Origin of the sequence: Bacteroides faecis, from assembly GCF_020091505.1 — a bacterium.
GTDB classification, from domain to species: domain Bacteria; phylum Bacteroidota; class Bacteroidia; order Bacteroidales; family Bacteroidaceae; genus Bacteroides; species Bacteroides faecis.
In genome coordinates this window covers 4,826,965-4,849,310 of the sequence record NZ_CP081916.1, presented here as the reverse complement: position 1 = coordinate 4,849,310, position 22,346 = coordinate 4,826,965, and the positions used below count along the sequence as shown (strand labels likewise).

17 protein-coding genes are annotated in these 22,346 nt (G+C 42.8%); 11 read left to right on the top strand and 6 right to left on the bottom strand.

All coding sequences use genetic code 11. The features are described from left to right. The first annotated feature begins 245 nt into the window (after window positions 1-245). The 5 genes from glmS to K6V30_RS19025 all read left to right on the top strand — a co-directional run bounded on the left by glmS (window position 246) and on the right by K6V30_RS19025 (window position 9,803). Window positions 246-2,090 carry a glutamine--fructose-6-phosphate transaminase (isomerizing) gene (gene glmS / locus K6V30_RS19045; protein WP_010538413.1) on the top strand — a complete coding sequence of 615 codons (1,845 nt, stop codon included), beginning with the start codon at window positions 246-248 and terminating at the stop codon, window positions 2,088-2,090. A gap of 20 nt (window positions 2,091-2,110) precedes the next feature. Then, the gene (locus K6V30_RS19040) at window positions 2,111-3,994 is read left to right on the top strand and encodes an amidophosphoribosyltransferase (RefSeq protein WP_055269707.1); all 1,884 of its coding nucleotides are present in this window, start codon (window positions 2,111-2,113) and stop codon (window positions 3,992-3,994) included. 27 nt (window positions 3,995-4,021) lie between these two features. After that, window positions 4,022-5,176: a glutamine-hydrolyzing carbamoyl-phosphate synthase small subunit gene (carA, locus tag K6V30_RS19035; protein WP_010538411.1), complete on the top strand. Its 1,155-nt coding sequence runs from the start codon at window positions 4,022-4,024 to the stop codon at window positions 5,174-5,176. Window positions 5,177-5,185: 9 nt separating this feature from the next. Continuing rightward, window positions 5,186-8,491, top strand: a complete 3,306-nt coding sequence (carB, locus tag K6V30_RS19030) for a carbamoyl-phosphate synthase large subunit (protein ID WP_055269709.1) — start codon at window positions 5,186-5,188, stop codon at window positions 8,489-8,491. Window positions 8,492-8,756: 265 nt separating this feature from the next. Then, complete coding sequence (locus K6V30_RS19025) at window positions 8,757-9,803, top strand: mannose-1-phosphate guanylyltransferase (RefSeq protein WP_029425597.1); 1,047 nt, start codon at window positions 8,757-8,759, stop codon at window positions 9,801-9,803. Between the two features lie 3 nt (window positions 9,804-9,806). On the opposite strand, the gene K6V30_RS19020 is transcribed toward K6V30_RS19025, so the two are convergent. Further along, entirely contained in the window at window positions 9,807-10,700 is an 894-nt protein-coding gene (locus K6V30_RS19020; protein ID WP_010538408.1) for an AraC family transcriptional regulator, read from the bottom strand. A 161-nt stretch (window positions 10,701-10,861) separates the two neighbouring features. Between K6V30_RS19020 and K6V30_RS19015 the strand changes: the two genes are divergently transcribed. Genes K6V30_RS19015 through K6V30_RS18995 form a run of 5 tightly spaced genes read left to right on the top strand, consistent with a single transcriptional unit; the run spans window position 10,862 to window position 16,741 of the window. Next, a complete protein-coding gene (locus tag K6V30_RS19015; RefSeq protein WP_055269711.1) occupies window positions 10,862-12,130 on the top strand; it encodes a TolC family protein in 1,269 nt (422 codons plus the stop codon). A 15-nt stretch (window positions 12,131-12,145) separates the two neighbouring features. After that, the gene (locus tag K6V30_RS19010) at window positions 12,146-13,060 is read left to right on the top strand and encodes an HlyD family secretion protein (protein WP_022301887.1); all 915 of its coding nucleotides are present in this window, start codon (window positions 12,146-12,148) and stop codon (window positions 13,058-13,060) included. After that, window positions 13,039-14,508, top strand: coding sequence for an ATP-binding cassette domain-containing protein (locus tag K6V30_RS19005; protein WP_010538405.1), 1,470 nt, complete (start codon window positions 13,039-13,041; stop codon window positions 14,506-14,508). Before K6V30_RS19010 ends, K6V30_RS19005 begins: the two co-directional genes overlap by 22 nt. Window positions 14,509-14,510: 2 nt before the next feature. Then, the gene (locus K6V30_RS19000; protein ID WP_055269713.1) at window positions 14,511-15,614 is read left to right on the top strand and encodes an ABC transporter permease; all 1,104 of its coding nucleotides are present in this window, start codon (window positions 14,511-14,513) and stop codon (window positions 15,612-15,614) included. An 11-nt stretch (window positions 15,615-15,625) separates the two neighbouring features. After that, on the top strand, window positions 15,626-16,741 hold the full coding sequence (locus tag K6V30_RS18995) for an ABC transporter permease (protein ID WP_022301885.1): 1,116 nt from the start codon (window positions 15,626-15,628) through the stop codon (window positions 16,739-16,741). Between the two features lie 105 nt (window positions 16,742-16,846). Here the strand turns inward: K6V30_RS18995 and K6V30_RS18990 are convergent, their stop codons facing one another. From K6V30_RS18990 to K6V30_RS18975, 4 genes are all read right to left on the bottom strand, one after another. After that, on the bottom strand, window positions 16,847-17,275 hold the full coding sequence (locus K6V30_RS18990) for an Hsp20/alpha crystallin family protein (protein ID WP_010538402.1): 429 nt from the start codon (window positions 17,273-17,275) through the stop codon (window positions 16,847-16,849). 266 nt (window positions 17,276-17,541) lie between these two features. Further along, window positions 17,542-18,018 (bottom strand): alanyl-tRNA editing protein, encoded by a 477-nt coding sequence (locus K6V30_RS18985; RefSeq protein WP_032837111.1) that lies wholly within the window; start codon window positions 18,016-18,018, stop codon window positions 17,542-17,544. Window positions 18,019-18,072: 54 nt separating this feature from the next. Continuing rightward, a complete protein-coding gene (locus K6V30_RS18980; protein ID WP_010538400.1) occupies window positions 18,073-18,459 on the bottom strand; it encodes a GxxExxY protein in 387 nt (128 codons plus the stop codon). A 201-nt stretch (window positions 18,460-18,660) separates the two neighbouring features. After that, window positions 18,661-19,329 carry a DUF4919 domain-containing protein gene (locus K6V30_RS18975; RefSeq protein ID WP_010538399.1) on the bottom strand — a complete coding sequence of 223 codons (669 nt, stop codon included), beginning with the start codon at window positions 19,327-19,329 and terminating at the stop codon, window positions 18,661-18,663. A 314-nt stretch (window positions 19,330-19,643) separates the two neighbouring features. Here K6V30_RS18975 and K6V30_RS18970 point away from each other — a divergent pair, with 314 nt between their 5' ends. Next, entirely contained in the window at window positions 19,644-20,348 is a 705-nt protein-coding gene (locus K6V30_RS18970; RefSeq protein ID WP_010538398.1) for an SGNH/GDSL hydrolase family protein, read from the top strand. A 230-nt stretch (window positions 20,349-20,578) separates the two neighbouring features. Here K6V30_RS18970 and K6V30_RS18965 read toward each other — a convergent pair whose 3' ends face one another. Then, complete coding sequence (locus K6V30_RS18965) at window positions 20,579-22,240, bottom strand: IS1182-like element ISBthe2 family transposase (protein ID WP_224207187.1); 1,662 nt, start codon at window positions 22,238-22,240, stop codon at window positions 20,579-20,581. Window positions 22,241-22,346: the final 106 nt, after the last annotated feature.

Sequence of the window (22,346 nt, the reverse complement as noted above, 5' to 3'; positions counted from 1 at the left end):
AAGCCTGCTCTTTATTCTTTTAGATTGTAATCAAAATCTGCGGATTTGTATCAAATTTATTAGTTGTTTGCTTTTATTTTATTCTGATTGTAACTTGTTTCTTTTTGAGCTAAAAATAATATATTATTTAACTTTTTGATGTGTTTACAACTTTTTTATGTGCTTATGTCAAATAAATATAGAAAAATTTATCTTTATGTCATTTAGAATTCGTATATTTGCAACCGAAATAAAAATATCATAATATGTGTGGAATAGTAGGCTATATTGGTAAAAGAAAAGCCTACCCCATCCTTATTAAAGGGTTGAAGCGGCTGGAGTATCGTGGATATGACAGTGCAGGGGTAGCATTGATCAGTGATAACCAACAATTAAATGTGTACAAGACGAAAGGAAAAGTCTCCGAACTCGAAAATTTCGTCACACACAAAGATATTTCCGGTACAGTCGGAATTGCCCATACCCGTTGGGCTACACACGGGGAACCTTGTTCAGCTAATGCCCATCCTCATTATTCTTCTTCCGAAAAGCTCGCTCTCATTCACAACGGTATCATTGAAAACTACGCTGTTCTCAAAGAAAAACTTCAGGCCAAAGGTTACACTTTTAAAAGTAGTACCGATACCGAGGTGCTTGTTCAACTAATCGAATATATGAAAGTTACCCATCAGGTTGATTTGCTCACTGCCGTTCAGTTGGCATTGGGCGAGGTGATTGGTGCTTATGCGATTGCGATTCTTGATAAGGAGCACCCGGAGGAAATTATTGCGGCCCGCAAAAGCAGTCCGCTGGTGGTAGGTATTGGTGAAGAGGAATTTTTTCTGGCGTCGGATGCCACGCCGATTGTAGAATATACAGATAAGGTGGTATATCTGGAAGATGGTGAGATAGCGGTGATCAACCGGGGAAAAGAATTGAAGGTAGTCAATCTGAATAATGTGGAAATGACCCCCGAAGTGAAAAAGGTAGAGTTGAACCTCGGACAGCTGGATAAAGGGGGCTATCCGCATTTTATGCTGAAGGAGATTTTTGAGCAGCCGGACTGTATCCGTGATTGTATGCGCGGACGTATCAATGTGGAAGCGAATAATGTGGTGCTTTCGGCCGTGATTGACTATAAAGAGAAGTTGCTGAATGCCAAACGCTTTGTCATTGTGGCTTGTGGTACTTCCTGGCATGCGGGACTGATCGGTAAACACCTGATTGAAAGTTTCTGCCGTATTCCGGTAGAAGTGGAGTATGCTTCCGAATTTCGTTATCGTGATCCGGTGATCGACGAGCATGATGTGGTGATTGCCATTTCGCAAAGTGGAGAAACGGCGGATACACTGGCGGCAGTAGAACTGGCGAAAAGTCGCGGTGCTTTTATATATGGTATATGCAACGCGATTGGTTCCTCTATTCCCCGTGCCACTCATACAGGTTCGTATATCCACGTCGGCCCGGAGATTGGAGTAGCTTCTACCAAAGCATTTACAGGACAGGTGAGTGTACTGACAATGTTGGCATTAACTCTCGCCAAAGAGAAAGGTACGCTGGATGAGGCGCATTATCTCACAATTGTGCAGGAACTGAACAATATTCCCGAAAAAATGAAGGAGGTGCTGAAGCTGAATGATAAGTTGGCGGAATTATCAAAAACTTTCACCTATGCGCATAACTTTATTTACCTCGGACGCGGATATAGTTATCCTGTTGCTTTGGAAGGTGCGTTGAAATTGAAAGAAATATCGTATATTCACGCCGAAGGTTATCCGGCTGCCGAAATGAAACACGGACCGATTGCCTTGATTGATGCTGAAATGCCGGTAGTCGTCATTGCTACCCAGAACGGACTGTACGAGAAAGTACTGAGCAATATTCAGGAAATCAAGGCACGAAAAGGCCGGGTAATTGCATTTGTAACTAAGGGAGATACAGTGATCAGTAAAATAGCCGATTGCAGTATCGAACTTCCGGAAACAATCGAGTGCCTTGATCCGTTAATTACTACGGTACCTCTCCAATTGCTTGCTTATCACATTGCGGTGTGCAAAGGAATGGATGTAGACCAACCTAGAAATCTGGCAAAGTCGGTAACTGTGGAATGATTAAATAGTAAATAAATTAGATGGAACAATTGAAACATGAATGTGGCGTTGCCATGATACGGCTGCTCAAACCTCTGGAGTATTACGAGAAAAAGTACGGAACATGGATGTACGGTCTCAACAAACTCTATCTGTTAATGGAGAAACAGCACAATCGGGGACAGGAAGGAGCAGGACTGGCATGTGTGAAACTGGAAGCAAATCCGGGTGAAGAATATATGTTTCGTGAACGTGCATTAGGTTCCGGTGCTATCACTGAAATCTTTGAAAACGTACAAAGTAATTTTAAAGACCTGACTCCCGAACAATTGCATGATGCAGCTTTCGCCAAACGTACTTTACCTTTTGCCGGTGAAGCATACATGGGGCATCTGCGTTATTCCACCACCGGAAAATCCGGAATTTCCTATGTACATCCGTTTTTGCGAAGAAACAACTGGCGTGCCAAGAATCTGGCTCTCTGCGGAAACTTCAATATGACGAATGTCGATGAAATATTTGCCCGTATCACCGCTATCGGACAGCATCCCCGTAAGTATGCCGACACCTATATCATGTTGGAACAGGTAGGCCATCGCCTTGACCGTGAAGTGGAACGCCTCTTCAATCTTGCCGAAGCCGAAGGACTGACGGGCATGGGGATCACTCACTATATAGAAGAACATATCGAGCTGGCGAACGTGCTGCGTACTTCCAGCCGTGAGTGGGACGGGGGATATGTGATCTGCGGTCTTACCGGAAGCGGCGAGTCTTTTGCTATCCGTGACCCGTGGGGTATCCGTCCGGCTTTCTGGTATCAGGATGATGAAATTGCCGTATTGGCTTCCGAGCGTCCGGTGATTCAGACAGCTCTGAATGTTCCTGTGGAAGAAATCAAAGAACTGCAACCCGGACAGGCATTGCTTATCAGTAAAGAAGGCAAGCTACGGACATCGCAGATCAATAAGCCACGCGAAAGACGCGCTTGCTCCTTTGAGCGTATTTACTTCTCCCGTGGAAGTGATGTCGATATCTATAAAGAAAGAAAACTTTTGGGAGAAAAACTGATTCCCAGAATTTTGAAAGCCATTCATAACGATATCGATCATACCGTTTTCTCGTTTATCCCCAACACGGCTGAAGTTGCTTTCTACGGAATGTTGCAGGGGCTGGATGATTATCTGAATGAAGAAAAGGTACGCCAGATTGCTGCATTGGGACACAATCCCTGTATGGAGGAGCTGGAAGTTATTCTTTCCCGCCGTATCCGCAGTGAGAAAGTGGCTATAAAAGACATAAAGCTCCGTACCTTTATTGCAGAGGGAAACAGTCGGAATGATCTGGCTGCTCACGTATATGACATTACTTACGGAAGCCTTGTCTCCGGTGTCGATAATTTGGTGATTATCGATGACAGTATTGTGCGTGGTACTACCTTGAAGCAAAGTATTATCGGTATTCTCGACCGTCTTGGTCCGAAGAAGATAGTGATTGTATCCTCTTCACCGCAAGTTCGTTACCCGGATTATTATGGGATCGATATGGCAAAGATGAGCGAGTTCATCGCTTTCAGAGCGGCCATCGAATTGTTGAAAGAACGTGATATGAAAGATGTCATTGCTGCGGTTTACCGGAAGTCCAAAGATCAGGTCGGCTTGCCGAAAGAGCAGATGGTAAACTATGTGAAAGAAATTTATGCCCCATTTACGGATGAAGAAATATCTGCCAAAATGGTGGAACTGCTGACACCGAAGGGAACGAAAGCCAAAGTGGAAATTGTCTACCAACCGTTGGAAGGGCTTCATGAAGCCTGTCCGAACCACCTGGGGGACTGGTATTTCAGTGGCAATTATCCTACGCCGGGTGGTGTGAAAATGGTGAATCAGGCATTCATCAACTACATTGAGCAGATGTATCAATTCTAACAACCATACAACGATTCAGAAATAAGAATGAGAAATGTGACATTAATCCTTGACGACGGGAGCCGGTTTTCCGGTAAGTCGTTTGGTTACGAGAAGCCGGTGGCGGGCGAAGTAGTTTTCAATACCGCCATGACCGGATATCCGGAGAGCCTCACTGACCCTTCCTACGCCGGACAGCTGATGACTCTTACCTATCCTCTGGTAGGAAACTATGGAGTTCCTCCTTTTACCATCGAACCGAATGGACTCGCCACTTTTATGGAAAGTGAGAAAATACATGCGGAAGCGATTATCGTAAGTGACTATTCTTATGAATATAGCCACTGGAATGCAGTGGAAAGTTTGGGTGAATGGTTGAAACGTGAACAAGTGCCGGGTATCACGGGCATCGATACGCGTGAACTGACCAAAATACTTCGTGAACACGGAGTGATGATGGGAAAGATTGTCTTCGACAATCCAATTGACAATGGACAATTGACAATTGACAATTACGCTGCCGTGAATTACGTAGACCGTGTTTCCTGCAAAGAAATAATTTCCTATCTTCCTGACGGGACATCCCGTTCTTTTCCATTAACCATGCCCATTGCGCAGCTTAATTGTCAATTGTCAACTGTCAATTGTCAATTGAAAAAAGTACTTCTGGTGGATTGCGGAGTCAAGACAAATATAATCCGTTGCTTGCTGAAACGGAATGTGGAAGTTATTCGCGTACCATGGGACTATGATTTCAACGGACTTGAATTTGACGGGTTGTTTATATCCAACGGACCGGGTGATCCGGATACCTGCGATGCAGCTGTACAGAATATTCGCAAAGCAATGGCAAACGAGAAACTTCCTATCTTTGGAATCTGCATGGGAAACCAGTTGCTTTCGAAAGCCGGAGGGGCAAAGATTTACAAACTTAAATATGGACACCGCAGCCATAACCAACCGGTACGCATGGTAGGAACGGAACGCTGTTTCATTACTTCACAGAATCATGGTTATGCCGTGGATAACAATACGCTGGGTGCAGATTGGGAACCGCTGTTCATCAATATGAATGATGGCTCCAACGAAGGAATCAGGCACAAGAAAAATCCCTGGTTCTCCGCACAGTTCCATCCGGAAGCTGCGAGTGGTCCTACGGATACGGCATTCTTGTTCGACGAATTTGTAAACCTGCTAAAATAACCGACCATCATGAAAGAAAATATAAAGAAAGTATTGCTGCTGGGTTCCGGTGCCTTAAAAATCGGTGAGGCCGGTGAGTTCGACTATTCCGGTTCGCAGGCGCTCAAAGCCTTGAAAGAAGAAGGGATTGAAACCATTCTTATCAATCCGAACATTGCTACGGTACAGACCTCTGAAGGAGTAGCAGATCAAATTTATTTCCTTCCGGTCACTCCGTATTTCGTGGAAAAAGTGATTCAGAAAGAGAAGCCGGAGGGTATTATGCTGGCATTCGGCGGACAGACTGCGCTGAACTGTGGCGTTGCTTTATACAAAGAAGGAATCCTTGAGAAATATAATGTTAAAGTGCTCGGTACTCCGGTACAGGCCATTATGGACACGGAAGACCGTGAACTCTTCGTGCAGAAACTGAACGAAATTAATGTAAAGACCATTAAAAGTGAAGCTGTAGAAAATGCAGAAGATGCGCGCCGTGCTGCGAAGGAACTGGGATATCCGGTCATTGTCCGTGCCGCTTATGCATTGGGTGGTCTGGGCTCCGGTTTCTGTGATAATGAGGAACAACTGGATGTGCTGGTAGAAAAAGCCTTCTCTTTCTCTCCGCAAGTGCTGGTCGAGAAATCGCTTCGCGGATGGAAAGAAGTAGAATATGAAGTGGTGCGCGACCGTTTCGACAACTGTATCACGGTTTGTAATATGGAGAACTTTGACCCGCTGGGTATCCATACCGGTGAATCAATTGTTATTGCTCCCTCCCAGACGCTGACTAACAGTGAATATCATAAACTCCGCGAACTGGCGATACGTATCATCCGTCACATTGGTATTGTGGGCGAATGTAATGTTCAGTACGCTTTCGACCCCGAATCGGAAGATTATCGGGTGATTGAAGTGAATGCCCGTCTTTCCCGTTCTTCGGCCTTGGCTTCTAAAGCAACCGGATATCCGTTGGCTTTTGTAGCAGCCAAATTAGGACTCGGCTACGGACTCTTTGATTTGAAGAACTCTGTGACAAAGACTACTTCCGCTTTCTTCGAACCGGCACTGGATTATGTCGTATGCAAGATACCTCGCTGGGACTTAGGAAAATTCCATGGTGTAGACAAGGAATTGGGATCTTCCATGAAATCGGTAGGGGAAGTGATGGCCATCGGACGTACTTTTGAAGAAGCTATTCAGAAGGGACTGCGCATGATCGGACAGGGAATGCATGGCTTTGTAGAAAACAAGGAACTGGTTATTTCTGATCTCGATAAGGCATTGCGCGAACCGACCGATAAACGTATTTTTGTAATTTCGAAAGCTTTCCGGGCAGGATATACCATCGATCAGGTGCATGAACTGACAAAGATTGACAAATGGTTCCTCCAGAAGTTGATGAATATCATGCAAACCTCCAAGGAGCTTCGTCAATTGACAATGGACAATGGACAATTAACAATGAGGAAAGAAAAAGAAGCGCATGCAATCGAAGATCCGCAAGGTAATTGTCATTTGTCAACTGTCAATTGTCAATTGCCATTTGTCCATTCTCTATTAAGAAAAGCGAAGCAACAGGGCTTCTCTGATTTTCAGATTGCCCGTGCCATTGGTTATGAAGGTGATATGGAAGATGGAAGCCTGTATATCCGCAAATATCGGAAGGCTGCCGGCATTCTTCCGGTTGTAAAACAGATCGATACGCTGGCTGCCGAATACCCGGCACAGACCAACTATCTGTATCTGACTTATAGCGGAGTGGCAAATGATGTACATTATCTGGGTGATCATAAGTCTATTGTCGTGTTGGGATCCGGCGCCTACCGTATCGGTTCTTCTGTAGAATTTGACTGGTGCGGCGTACAGGCTCTGAATACCATTCGCAAAGAAGGCTGGCGCAGTGTGATGATCAATTATAATCCGGAAACGGTATCTACGGACTATGATATGTGCGACCGTCTCTACTTTGATGAACTGACATTCGAACGGGTAATGGATATTCTTGAACTGGAAAATCCGCATGGTGTCATTGTCTCTACCGGTGGTCAGATTCCGAATAACCTTGCCTTGCGTCTGGATGCTCAGAATATCCACATACTGGGAACAAGCGCCCAGAGCATTGACAATGCCGAAGACCGCGAAAAATTCTCTGCAATGCTCGACCGTATCGGCGTAGACCAGCCACGCTGGCGTGAGTTGACATCGTTGGAAGATATCAACGAGTTTGTCGATGAAGTCGGGTTTCCGGTTCTTGTTCGTCCGTCTTATGTGCTTTCGGGGGCTGCGATGAACGTCTGTTCCAATCAGGAAGAGCTTGAACGTTTCTTGAAGCTGGCTGCTAATGTATCAAAAAAGCATCCGGTGGTAGTAAGCCAGTTTATCGAACATGCGAAGGAAGTGGAAATGGATGCTGTCGCGCAGAATGGCGAGATCATAGCTTATGCCATCAGCGAACATATTGAGTTTGCCGGTGTGCACTCCGGTGACGCTACCATTCAGTTCCCGCCGCAGAAACTGTATGTCGAAACTGTCCGCCGTATCAAACGCATTAGTCGTGAGATTGCCAAGGCGCTGAATATATCCGGTCCGTTCAATATCCAGTATCTGGCAAAAGATAATGATATCAAGGTGATCGAGTGTAATTTGCGTGCCAGCCGTTCCTTCCCGTTTGTCAGCAAGGTGCTGAAGATAAACTTCATAGAACTGGCTACCAAAGTGATGCTTGGACTTCCTGTGGAGAAACCGGAAAAGAATCTGTTTGAACTGGACTATGTAGGAATAAAGGCTTCGCAGTTCTCTTTCAACCGCTTGCAGAAAGCCGACCCTGTATTGGGAGTGGATATGGCTTCTACGGGTGAAGTCGGCTGTATCGGAAGTGATACTTCCTGTGCTGTGCTGAAAGCTATGTTGTCTGTCGGCTACCGCATTCCTAAAAAGAACATACTGCTTTCTACAGGTACAATGAAGCAGAAAGCTGATATGATGGATGCGGCGCGCATGTTGGTAAACAAAGGATACAAGCTATTTGCAACCGGTGGTACTCATAAAACCTTTGCGGAGAATGGTATTGAGAGTACGCTTGTCTACTGGCCGAGTGAGGAGGGACATCCACAAGCGCTGGAAATGCTTCATAATAAAGAAATCGACATGGTGGTCAACATTCCGAAGAATCTGACTGCCGGAGAACTGGACAATGGATATAAAATCCGTCGCGCAGCTATTGACCTGAATGTTCCGTTGATTACGAATGCCCGTCTGGCAAGCGCATTTATCAACGCCTTCTGTACGATGACTGTGGATGATATTGCCATCAAGAGCTGGGAAGAATATAAATAAGATGTAATCAGTTGTTGTATAATAAGTTGAAAAGGCTGTTCCTGTATACTCAGGGACAGCTTTTTTTAGTGTCACTATCCTGTCGGTATACTGTCACTATCGCAGGGTGATAGTGACAGTATACTAACGTGATAGTGACACTATCTTTTTTGAAGGAAGCGGGTAAGAATTTTTTTTAATGCGCATTAGTTGCATGATTGGACAAATTGGTGTAAATTGCGCAATCAATTCAAAAATATTCTAAAAACAGGGGAGTAATATGAGCATGGATAATCATATCGTAATTATGGCCGGAGGCATCGGCAGCCGTTTTTGGCCGATGAGCACACCGGAATGTCCCAAACAGTTTATTGATGTAATGGGATGTGGACGTACGTTGATTCAACTGACCGCTGATCGTTTTGACGGTGTCTGCCCACGGGAGAATGTGTGGGTAGTGACGTCCGAGAAATATATTGATATTGTCCGGGAGCAGTTGCCGGAGATTCCTGAAAGTAATATTCTGGCAGAACCTTGTGCGCGGAATACGGCTCCCTGCATCGCTTATGCTTGCTGGAAAATAAAGAAAAAACATCCGAATGCCAATGTGGTGGTGACTCCATCGGATGCATTGGTCATTGATACGGGAGAATTTCGCCGGGTAGTAGAGAAAGCTCTTCGTTTTACTGACAACAGCAGTGCTATCGTGACACTGGGAATCAGACCGACTCGTCCGGAAACCGGATATGGATATATTGCCGCCGGAGATCCTATCATGACTGACAAGGAGATTTTTACTGTAGATGCATTCAAGGAAAAACCGGATAGGGAGACTGCTGACAGATATCTTGCCGAAGGTGGCTATTTTTGGAATGCGGGAATCTTTGTATGGAATGTACGCACTATCACTTCTGTGATGCGTGTATATGCTCCGGGTATAGCGCAAATCTTCGACCGTATTTTCCCGGATTTCTATACAGAGAAGGAAAACGAAACGATTAAAAAGCTATTTCCTACCTGTGAAGCTATTTCTATAGACTATGCGGTCATGGAGAAGGCGCAGGAAATCTATGTACTCCCGGCTTCTTTTGGCTGGTCGGACTTAGGGACATGGGGAGCGCTTCGTGGACTGTTGCCGCAAGATAAATCAGGAAATGCTACAGTAGGTCCCGATGTCCGTCTGTATGAAAGCAAGAATTGTATCGTACATACCAGTGAAGAGAAGCGTGTTGTTATTCAGGGACTGGATGGATATATCATTGCCGAGAAGGATCAGACACTGCTGATTTGCAAACTGGATGAGGAACAGAGAATAAAGGAATTCTCAAAGTAATCCTTAATTCTTTTGATATTCCTGAGGCGTCATTCCTGTCATTCGCTTAAAGAACTTGCTGAAGAAGGACGGATTGGGAAAGTTTAATTCATCAGAAATTTGATAAACAAGGCGATTGCTGTGTTTGAGCAGCACTTTTGCCTCTAGTATAATGGACTGGTTGATCCAGTCCATTACTGTTTGTTGACTGGCTTGCCGGATCACTGTATTCAGATAACGGGGAGTAAGGCAAAGTTTGTCTGCATAAAAACTGACGTTCCGTTCTGTCTTGCTATAAGTGTTGACCAAAGAGATGAAACGTTGAAAAATATCGTTCTGATGTGTCAATGGGCTCGACTCGGACTGTCCTTTGTTTTTGGCTATATATTCTATATTATATAGTAATCCTGCCAATAGATGCTGGATTACTTCTTTTCTGAATACAGGTTCTTGTAATACATCCCACATGACTGTTATAAAATTCTCTATTTGTACCTGCTCAGTGGTAGTCAGTGGAAGCAGCAGATTCTTTTTCCGTTGGAGGAAATGGGCAAAGAATTCTTCTTTACCGGATACTGGCAGGAAATTATGCTCTATCGCCATCATATGAGCATCAAAGTCTTGGGAGGTCTCTATAATTTGTATGATAGAGCCCGGGGCGATCAGAGAGATATAATTAGGACGAAAGATATACTCGATCAGATTAATGAGAACTCGTGCCCGTCCATTGGTAATGATTGCGATACGGCCTTCCTGTAACCGGTAAGGTTGTCCGATTTTGAAAATGGTCGTTTCCATTTTCGAGAAGCTCGTTACAAACCCGAACTCGGCATTGATGAAACGAAATTCGTTGTGACGTACTATATTGATATCCTTCAGTAGCTGGAGGCCTAATTCCATAGGTTCTTTCTGTTCCATTCCCTTTGCTCTTTTCCGGCAAAGATAAGAAATTGCCTCAAAATCTTCTCCTTTTTTAGGATAAATCGAACTAACGGGACATATTTCCCAACTATCGGAATGTGAAGCTATCGCTTAAACGGCTATCTTTGTCTTTTGAAGAATTCATAGAAAACAGGTGTATGAAAAGAATCATTTTTAGTATTTCGCTCTTGCTCTTTGTGACGGGAATGTATGGGCAGGCGAGACGTATAACATTAGAAGAATGTCAGCAGAAAACGCAGGACAACTATCCGTTGGTGCGTCAGTATGATTTGATAGAGAAGACGAAAGAATATAATTTGGAAAATGCGGCGAGAGGATACTTGCCCCAGTTCGCTCTTTCGGCAAAAGCGTCTTATCAAAGCGAGGTGACGGAGTTACCTGTTGCCATTCCCGGAGTGGATATCAAAGGAATGTCTAAGGATCAATATCAGGTGATGTTGGAGTTACAACAGCAGATATGGGATGGCGGAGGAATCCGGATGCAGAAGAAGCAGACTGAAGCGGAAGCGGAGATCAACAGAGAAAAGTTGAACGTGGATATGTACTCGTTGAATAGCCATGTGAATGATCTGTATTTTGGAATTCTGATGTTGGATGAACAGTTGGCTCAGAATGCCTTGTTGCAAGACGAGCTGGGAAGGAACTTCCGTCAGATTACGGCTTATGTAGAAAATGGGATTGCCAATCAGGCTGATCTGGACGCTGTGAAAGTGGAGCAATTGAATACTCGCCAGAAAAGAGTGGAGTTGACTTCTTCGCGCATGGCTTATTTAAAGATGCTTTCGTTGTTGGTAGGAGAGGTACTTTCTCAGGAGACTGTGTTTGAAAAGCCTGTTCCGCAAAACGAACTTTCGGCTGTCAGTGACATTCGCCGACCGGAACTGTCATGGTTTGATGCACAGGGAACGGGATTGCAGGTGCAGGAGAAAGCATTGAATGTGCGTCATCTCCCTCATTTTGGCTTGTTTGTGCAGGGAGCTTATGGTAATCCGGGATTAAATATGCTGAAGAATGAATTTTCTCCTTATTATATTGCAGGCGTCCGGCTTTCGTGGAATTTCGGGAGTCTGTATACGCTGAAGAACGACCGCCGTGTGATTGAAAATAAACGGAAACAACTGGACAGCAATCGGGATGTGTTTCTTTTTAATACACGACTGGAAATGACACAGCAAGATCAGTCTATCCGTTCGTTGGAAAAACAGATGCAGGATGATGATGAAATTATCCGGTTGCGTACTAATATTCGTCGGGCTGCGGAGGCCAAAGTTGCAAATGGTACGCTGACGGTGACCGAGATGCTTAGGGAACTGACGAATGAGAGCCTTGCACGTCAGGCGAAAGCAATGCATGAGATTCAACGGCTGATGAGCATTTATCAATTGAAATATACTACTAATCATTAATAAAATCTTTCGGATATGAAACGAATGACAAAAATAGGAATATACGGGATGGCGGTATGGATGTTTGCTGCCTGTGGGAATGGAGTGCCCGACTATGATGCAACGGGAACATTTGAAGCTACGGAAGTGACCGTTTCTGCTGAAGCGTCAGGAAAATTGCTGCGACTGGAAGTAGAGGAAGGAACAAGGCTGAAAGCCGGTGAAGAAGTCGGTTTGGTAGATACCGTCCAATTATATCTGAAGAAGCTGCAACTGGAAGCAAGTATGAAGTCGGTAGAGAGCCAACGTCCCGACCTGGCAAAGCAGATAGCTGCTACCAAACAACAAATAGCTACGGCTCAACGGGAAAAGAAACGGGTGGAGAACCTGCTTGCTGCCGGAGCTGCTAACCAGAAACAGCTGGACGACTGGGATTCGCAGATCGCTTTGCTTCAGCGACAGTTGATTGCACAGGAATCATCATTGCTGAATAGTACGAACAGCCTGACGGAACAAGGAAATTCGGTCGGTATACAAGTGGTACAAGTTGAAGATCAGTTGAACAAATGTCATATCCTGTCGCCTATCGAAGGTACGGTACTGGCTAAATATGCGGAAGCGGGAGAACTGGCATCTGTTGGCAAGCCGCTGTTTAAAGTGGGAGAGATTGACCGGATGTATCTGCGGGCTTATGTCACTTCAGAACAATTGTCTCAGGTGAAGCTGGGAGATGAAGTGACTGTGTACTCCGATTATGGAAATTCGGAACAGAAAGCTTATCCCGGTGTGGTCACCTGGATTTCCGACCGTTCGGAATTTACTCCCAAAACTATCCTGACTAAAAATGAACGTGCCAATCTGGTATATGCGGTAAAGATTGCCGTGAAAAATGACGGTTCGCTGAAGATTGGTATGTATGGAGGTGTGGTATGGAAAAAGGAGAATCCATAGTTGTTGTAAAGGGAGTCAGTAAGAACTACGGGAAAGTAGAGGCATTGAAAGAGGTTTCCTTTGCAGTAGAGCGGGGAGAAATTTTTGGGCTGATCGGTCCCGATGGGGCGGGTAAGAGTACTTTATTCCGTATTCTGACTACTTTATTGCTGGCTGATAAAGGCACGGCGATTGTCAACGGACTGGATGTGGTGACGGATTACAAGTTGATTCGCACGAAAGTAGGGTATATGCCCGGAAGATTCTCGCTTTATCAGGATCTTTCTGTGGAGGAGAATCTGGAGTTTTTTGCGACAGTCTTTCATACGTCGATACAGGAAAACTATGATTTGATTAAAGATATCTATCAGCAGATTGAGCCGTTTAAAAAAAGAAGGGCAGGAGCTTTGTCAGGAGGTATGAAGCAGAAGCTGGCGTTAAGTTGTTCTCTGATTCACAAACCTGATATTTTATTTCTGGATGAGCCGACTACCGGGGTAGATCCCGTGTCGCGAAAAGAATTCTGGCAGATGCTCCGTAATTTAAGGAAGCAGGGGATTACAATTATTGTTTCAACTCCTATTATGGATGAGGCTCGTCAATGTGACCGGATTGCTTTTATTAATCATGGACAGGTGCATGGGATTGATACACCCGAACGGATTCTTCAGAAATTTGCTTCTATTCTTTGTCCGCCACCTTTGGAACGGGAGGAAGCGCAGAATATGGCAGTTCCTGTTATTGAAGTGGATCAGCTGACTAAATGCTTTGGGCATTTTACGGCAGTCGACCATATTTCTTTTCAGGTGAAACGCGGAGAGATTTTCGGTTTTCTTGGAGCCAATGGAGCAGGTAAGACAACTGCAATGCGCATGCTTTGCGGATTGAGCCGTCCGACATCGGGGGTAGGCAAGGTGGCCGGTTATGATATCTTCCGCGAAGCTGAACAGGTAAAAAAGCATATCGGATATATGAGCCAGAAATTCTCTTTGTATGAAGATCTTAAAGTGTGGGAGAATATCCGCCTTTTTGCCGGGATCTATGGAATGAAGGATAAGGAAATTGAAGAAAAGACAGAGGAATTGTTAGAACGCCTCGGCTTTGCAGACGAACGGAATACACTGGTAAAAAGCCTTCCTTTGGGTTGGAAGCAGAAGCTGGCTTTTTCTGTCTCTATCTTTCATGAACCGAAGATTGTGTTCTTGGATGAACCGACCGGAGGAGTGGACCCTGCTACCCGCAGACAATTCTGGGAACTGATTTATCAGGCAGCCGATCGGGGAATAACTGTTTTTGTTACCACACACTACATGGATGAAGCGGAATATTGTAACCGGATATCGATTATGGTAGACGGACAGATCAAGGCGCTGGATACACCGACTCGACTGAAAGAGCAGTTTGGTGTGGAGACGATGGATGATGTGTTTCAACAACTTGCCCGCCATGCGGTGCGTAAAGCAGATTGATTATGAAACAATTTATAGCTTTCGTAAAGAAAGAATTTTATCATATTTTCCGTGACCGGCGTACGATGTTGATTCTGTTGGGAATGCCGGTCGTAGAGATTATCCTGTTTGGGTTTGCTATCAGTACGGAAGTGAAGAATGTCCGGCTGGCTGTTCTTGATCCTTCGAATGATGTGGTGACAAGGAAAATTATAGACCGTCTGGATGCGAGTGAATATTTCACGGTTACTGCCCGCTTTCATTCTCCGCAGGAAATGGAGGCTGCCTTCCGGAAAAATAAGATTGATATGGCGATTGTATTTGGAGAGCGTTTTGCCGACGGACTTTATAAGGGAGATGCCCGTGTGCAGCTGATAGCAGATGCAACTGATCCTAATATGTCTACTTCGCAAACCAATTATGCTGCCAGTATCGTTTCTTCGGTGGGGCAGGAAATGTTGCCTTCCAACGTTTCTGTTTCCCGTTTGATTCCGGATATCAAATTATTGTATAATCCGCAAATGAAGAGTGCCTATAACTTTGTGCCCGGGGTTATGGGACTGATTTTAATGTTGATTTGCGCGATGATGACTTCTATTTCCATTGTCCGTGAAAAAGAGACCGGTACCATGGAAGTATTGCTGGTATCTCCGGTAAAACCATTATTTATTGTGTTGGCGAAGGCAATTCCTTACTTTGTTTTATCGTTTGTCAATCTGACTACTATTCTGTTGCTTTCAGTCTTTGTGCTGGATGTGCCGGTAGTGGGGAGTTTATTCTGGCTGGTGATGGTATCCTTGCTTTTTATCTTCGTATCGCTGGCTTTGGGCTTGCTGATTTCTTCAGTGACAAGTACACAGGTGGCGGCAATGTTGGCATCCGGTATGATATTGATGATGCCTACCATGGTTTTGTCCGGCATGATTTTTCCGGTAGAAAGCATGCCAATAGTTCTTCAGGTCATATCGGACATTATTCCGGCCCGTTGGTATATACAGGCTGTACGCAAACTGATGATTGAAGGAGTGCCGGTTGTGTTGGTACTTAAAGAGATTAGCATTTTATTGCTGATGGCCATAGTGCTTATTACAATCAGCATCAAGAAATTTAAATATCGATTGGAATAAAGGAATTTATTATGATAAAATTTCTGATAGAAAAAGAGTTTAAACAGTTGCTTCGCAATTCGTTCTTGCCGAGATTGATTCTTGTCTTTCCCTGTATGATCATGTTGCTGATGCCTTGGGCCGTGAATATGGAAATAAAGAATATACAGCTGAATATCGTTGATAACGACCATTCGGTTATTTCTCAGCGGTTGGTGAATAAGATTGCGGCTTCTACTTATTTCCGTCTGACGGAAGTTCCGGCATCTTATGCGGATGGATTGCGGAATATTGAATTGGGAACGGCGGATATTGTGATGGAGATACCCCGTCATTTGGAAAAGGATTGGATGAACAAAGGGGAAGCTCATATCTTGATTGCCGCCAATTCGGTAAATGGAACGAAAGGAGGGTTGGGCAGTTCTTATCTGGCTACTATTATCAATAATTACGCAACCGAATTACGTGCGGAACGTCCTGATGCCGTTTCAGCTTCGGGTAGTGCCCCTTCTATTCGTATCGATACGCAGGGATTATTTAATCCGAATCTGAATTATAAGCTTTATATGATTCCTGCACTGATGGGAATGTTGCTGACTCTGATATGCGGTTTTTTACCTGCTTTGAATGTCGTTAGTGAGAAAGAAGTTGGAACCATCGAACAGATTAATGTGACCCCTGTACCGAAGTTTACTTTTATTCTGGCCAAACTTCTACCTTACTGGATCACAGGCTTTATCGTATTGACTTTGTGCTTTTTATTATCTTGGTTGCTTTATGGAATAACTCCTGTAGGACACTTTATTGTGATTTATTTTTTGGCGATTCTGTTTGTGTTTGTTATGTCCGGTTTCGGGCTTGTCATATCCAATTATTCGGCAACTATGCAGCAATCCATGTTTGTGATGTTCTTTTTTATGTTGATTCTGATGTTGATGAGCGGACTATTTACACCGGTGAGCAGCATGCCTGAGTGGGCGCAGGTGATCACTTATTTTAATCCGTTGAAGTACTTTATGGAAGCAATGCGTATGGTATATCTTAAGGGAAGCAGCTTACTGGAATTGCTGCCTGAAATAGGAGTCTTGTTTCTTTTTGCCCTGGTTTTCAATAGCTGGGCAGTGTTCAGCTACCGGAAAAATCAATAGTCGGGTAATGGGACTATATAAAAAACAGCTCTTTTCCTTTATGATCGGAAAGAGCTGTTTTTTTATTATCTCTTCACCCGCTTGAGGTGAATTGCGGTTACTGTGTTATTTTACTTCGATTTGCTTTTCGGCTTTCTTCACTTCTTCTTCAGAAATCTTAGGAAGTTGAACATTCAATACTCCGTTTTCTACTGCGGCAGATATTTTTTCTTTATCTACATTATCCGGTAGAATCATAGTCTGCTGGAACTTGGAATAAGAGAATTCGCGACGTAGATAGCGACCTTCTTTCTTCTCTTCTTTGTTTTCAGTCTTCTTCTCCATGGTGATAACGAGGTTATTTTCTTCATCAATGCGAACATTGAAGTCCTCTTTTGTCATCCCCGGAGCAGCCAGTTCAACTTTGTATTCTTTTTCTGTTTCAAAAACATTGATTGCAGGTGCGGTAGCATTTGCTTTTACCATCCAATCGTTATCAAAGAAATCGTTAAAAATACTTGGTAACCAGTTTTGAGTTCTTCTAACAGGCATCATAATCTTAGTCTCCTATCTTTTAGTTAAACATTCGGTTTATTCAATTTTGAACTTCGGGTCGTCGCTTTCTGCAGAGAGGAATTTTCGACTCTTGCCGTCCGTTTTCGAACCGTCGTTCGCTGTTATAAGTGCAAACCTTATGCCAAAAGATATTTGAGGCTGTAAGTGTCTATTTGTCATCTTGATAATGTCAATTTATCTTGTTTGATGACAAAATGTAGCCTGTGTTTGTTTATTTTATATAATATAGATATTAATTTGATATTCTATTTCTTCTCAAGAAGCTTGAATCTCAACCTTAATACTTGTCTTTCTTCATCATAATCATGACTGATGATTTTGAAAGTTCCTATTTCTGAAGTATTGGATACATGTAGTCCGATACAGGCACAGGCGTCGTAATCTCCGATACGTATAATACGAAGGGTTTCACTGGCATCAGCGGGAAGTTTGCTCAGGTCTACGATGTCTTTTGCTTCTTCATGAGTCATGAATTCTACAGTAACGGGCAGATTTTGGTCGATAGCTGCATTTACTTTATCTTCGATCATTTGTATTTCCGCCTCCGTGGGACATACAGAAAGAATATAGTCGCATTTACTCTTTTTCCTTTCTATATGGGCATTTCTTGAGCGGAGGCAACCAAAGGTTTTTACCATAGTGGCATTTAATAAATGCTCTGCTGTATGCATAGGCGCGATTGACACATCCTGAAATTTGGGGGCTGCTTGATTTATTTCCATAATAGACAAATTTTTATTGCTTTTAGACATAAGAACAAAAGAACATATTTTTTCTTATGCGTTATTTTTATGTTTATATTCTCTGAATTTTCTTTTTATTTCGATACGTTCACCACCAAAGTTTATTAATAAGCCGTGGTCTGTATTGGTAGCGGTTAAGTAATTTACTAATTGGGTTTCGTGTATAGGAAGAAGATGCTGTACCGCTTTAAGTTCAATGATTATTTCTCCTTCTACGATTATGTCTGCTCTGAATTCTCCTACAATTTCATTTTTGTAATATACATTTATAGGAGTTTCTGTATCTGCATGAATACCCTTTTCTTTTAATTCTATCATCAATGCTTTCTGATAAACATTTTCAAGAAAACCTGCTGCAAGGTGTGTTCTTACATTATAAGCACACTGGATAATAGCTTTTATCAAACTTTCTATTTCCATGTTTCTTTTTTGTTCTTATGTTCTTTTGTCTAAAAAATAAGATAATGTGTCTCATCTGTATGCATGGGAGGATATTCCTGTTTGTTGTGGTCGTTGAGTTGAATTTCTGATTCCATTATTTAATTAGTTATTTCAAGTTTATTATAAGTTATTATTTTTGTATTTTAGTTTGGGAGAGATCCCCAAAAGCAAACCTACTTTTCATTTCCCGAATAATTTACTCGTATAATCAAGGGAACGGCTAATGTCGAAGTACATTTGATTGCCTTCATAATGCTGGCATTTATCAAACTCTATCAGATCGCATTTATTGACTAGCGATTGACTTTTCATGTTTTCCATTCTGAATAACATGTTCAGTAGCTGGTATTCATCATTAACGCAGATAACCTTGAATGCTGTCTCTTCACTTGTGCCGTCTCCTGTAAGGGAAATCATAGTAAGAAGGGCTGCGTATCGCTTCGAATAATGCTTTATTTCCTGGATATCTTTTTCAAGTAAACCTGCTAATCCGTACATGTTGTATAATAATTGAAGAGATACAGGATTCTTTTTCAGCAGTTCTTTACCGGTATTATAAGCGTCTTCATACTTTTGCTCTTTAATCAGTTTCCGGAGATCTTGAAAGTTATCCATACTTCCTTTATAGGCAGGAGTAAAGGAGTATCCGTAATATATCATGGCATAATCCTGGCGGGTGAGTAGGCTATCATTTTCCTCAAAACGTTGCATGAGTTTCTGAAATTCCGTACTATGGTCGGTTACATATTCCTTGATGGCAGAATAATCTACGTTCAATATCTCTTGTGCGGAACAGTACATCTGAAGACTAAGTATACTTATAAAGAAGAGAGTTATGAGTTTTTTCATGGCAGTATTTTTTAGGATATTATGATTTACAAAAATACCATTCTTTTTCAGGATTCCAAATGTATAGGCATAAAAAAAGGAGCAACGCCTTGCTCCAACCTTTGTTAACCTTAAATCTAATACTATGAAAAACACAGTGCAAAGATACGGACTTCTGTGAAATCTGCAAATAATCCAAAGAAAAATCCATGTTATATAACATAGATTAAGAAAATTACTTCTTCACTTAACGGATATTCGGTATTTAATCGTTCATATAAAGAGTTTTTTTATCTTTGCATGCAATTTGAATTACTAATCTTTATTATAAGTATATGGAAAAGAAAAAATTGGGTCAATGGATGTTATTGGCTGTTGTTTGTTTGAGTTTCTCGGTAGGAGAGATCTATGCACAGAAACATGAGTTCGCTGACTTTAAACGTTATGCGAAAGAGAATGCAACACTTGCGCAACCTGTGAAGAAAGAAAAAAGAGTTGTTTTTATGGGCAATTCCATTACGGAAGGATGGGTGAGGACGCATCCTGACTTTTTCAAAACGAATGGATATATTGGCCGTGGTATCAGCGGACAGACTTCCTATCAGTTTTTACTTCGTTTTCGGGAAGATGTGATAAATCTTGCTCCGGCATTGGTTGTCATTAATGCGGGAACAAATGACGTGGCTGAAAATACAGGTCCGTATAATGAAGATTATACATTCGGAAATATTGCATCTATGGCAGAGTTAGCGAAAGCAAATAAAATAAAGGTGATTCTGACTTCAGTGCTGCCGGCTGCTGAATTTCCATGGAGACGGGAGATCAAGGATGCTCCTCAAAAGATTCAGTCACTGAATGCCCGTATAGAAGCTTATGCCAAGGCTAACAAAATTCCGTTTGTGAACTATTATCAGCCGATGGTAGTTGGCGAGAACAAGGCTTTGAATCCTCAATATACAAAAGATGGAGTACATCCGACAGGTGAGGGATATGAAGTCATGGAAACATTGATCAAACAAGCTATTGAAAAGGCACTTTAGTGAATGAATTAGTCAATAGAATATATAAAAAATGCCTCTTGAAAAGAAATCAAGAGGCATTTTTTCTTGCTCTTAGGTTGTGGAAAAGACTAGAAAAGTGTCATAATCTCATTCCAACTATTTACTCGTTTATAATCTGTTATAAAAATATTATGCGGTTGGGGGCTGTGTCAAAACTAAGGCACATCCCCTTCTTTTTTTAATATAAAATAGTCGTTCCTCTTTTTTGTCTATGCGACTATTTTTTCAGTAATTAGGTAATAAGGCTTAATATTCGTCGTATTTTGAGTCACACGTGGTCTGATAAAGATAAATATAGTGTGTGCACTCCTTCTCTTTCCTGCTTTTAGTAGTTTTGTACACATCTTTTTGATATTAAAAGCTATAGCAAAGAAGGCAAAGTCCATTGTAACCTTGTCTTCTCCCACATGCCGGAACCTTTTGTATGCCATGTTGTGTTTCATTTGTCCAAAAACTGCTTCCGGTTCTATACATCGCCTTCCCCTATGCCTGATGCCTTCTTCCGAGAGTAACCTTTCCCGTGCCTGCCGTTTGTATTGGTTTAACCGGTGGTTGACTTCTATCATACGGTTCCCCCGAGCTTTAAAGCAACTGCCACACAAAGGACACCCTTCACATCTTTGTGCTTTATATCGGGCACTTTCGGTGATGTATCCGCTTGCTGTTTTGTCACGTCTAGTTCCTATACGGTTCATGTGCTGCCCCATAGGACAAACGTAATAATCCTCCCCCGCATTGTAATGGAGACTCTCCGCATGGAATGGATTGGGGGTATAACGGGGACGCTGTTCTTTATGGAAGTAGTTGTACTTGACAAAGGCTTCTATCCCATTATCTTGCATGAACCGATAATTTTCTTCCGAGCCGTAACCGGAGTCTGCCACACCGACAGTTGGTAAGCGGTTATAGCGTTGCTCAAAGGAGTGGAAGAAAGGTATGAGGGTCAGTGTGTCGGTTGGGTTGGGAAACAGTCGGAAGTCTATGAGGAATTGGTTCTCGGTACCTATTTGCAGATTATATCCGGGTTTGGTCTGTCCGTTTCTCATGGCGTCTTCTTTCATGCGCATGAAGGTGGCATCAGGATCGGTCTTGGAGTAGGAGTTGCGTTCTCCAAGAGTATCAAGATGGTTGTCGTATTCTATCAACTTGTCACGGTACTCCTCAAGTTCCCGGACCTGTTTCTTCTTTTCCCGGATGACCTTCTTTTGTTCCTTGTCCTTTGTTACAGGCTGGTGTTCCAGCACCTCTTTAAGTTCATTCACTATATCTGAGAGCATGGCGGGAGTGAACTCTACGGGTGTATCTTTCATGGAGTTCTCTTGGGCTATGACTTCATCCACCTGCTCCAGGAGAATGCGGATCTTATCCATCAGCTTTGTACGGTTCTTTTCGACTGTCTTGCGCCAGACAAAAGTATATTTGTTGGCTTTGGACTCAATCTTGGTACCGTCGATATACTCTACGTCAAGGCTGATGAAACCTTTGTCGGCAAGGACAAGAACCAACTGCGTGAATACGGTATTTATTTCCTCTTTTACACGGTTTCGAAAACGGTTGATGGTAATAAAATCCGGATGTTCATTACCGGAAAGCCAGATATAATGAATATCACGTAGGAGAAGATTCTCTATTTTGCGGCACGAATAGATATTGTTCATGTAGGCGTAGATAATCACCTTAAGCATCATTTTAGGATGATAAGGACAACGACCGGTTGCTTTATAAAGCTTCTTGAAATTGTCAAGATTGAGATTATCAACAACAGTATTAACTATGCGAACCGGATCGTTCGCTGCTATGTTTTCATCAATTCTTCCGGGAAAAAGAACTGTTTGGTTGGGAATGTAAGGACGAAAATGTAACTTTGCCATAACGAAAAACTTTATGCCTAAAGATACAAAAACTTTGGGTAATAACAAAGCCCGGGCTTGTGAAAGTCTGGGCTTTGTGCATAAAAAAAGGTTGTGCCAGCGTTTT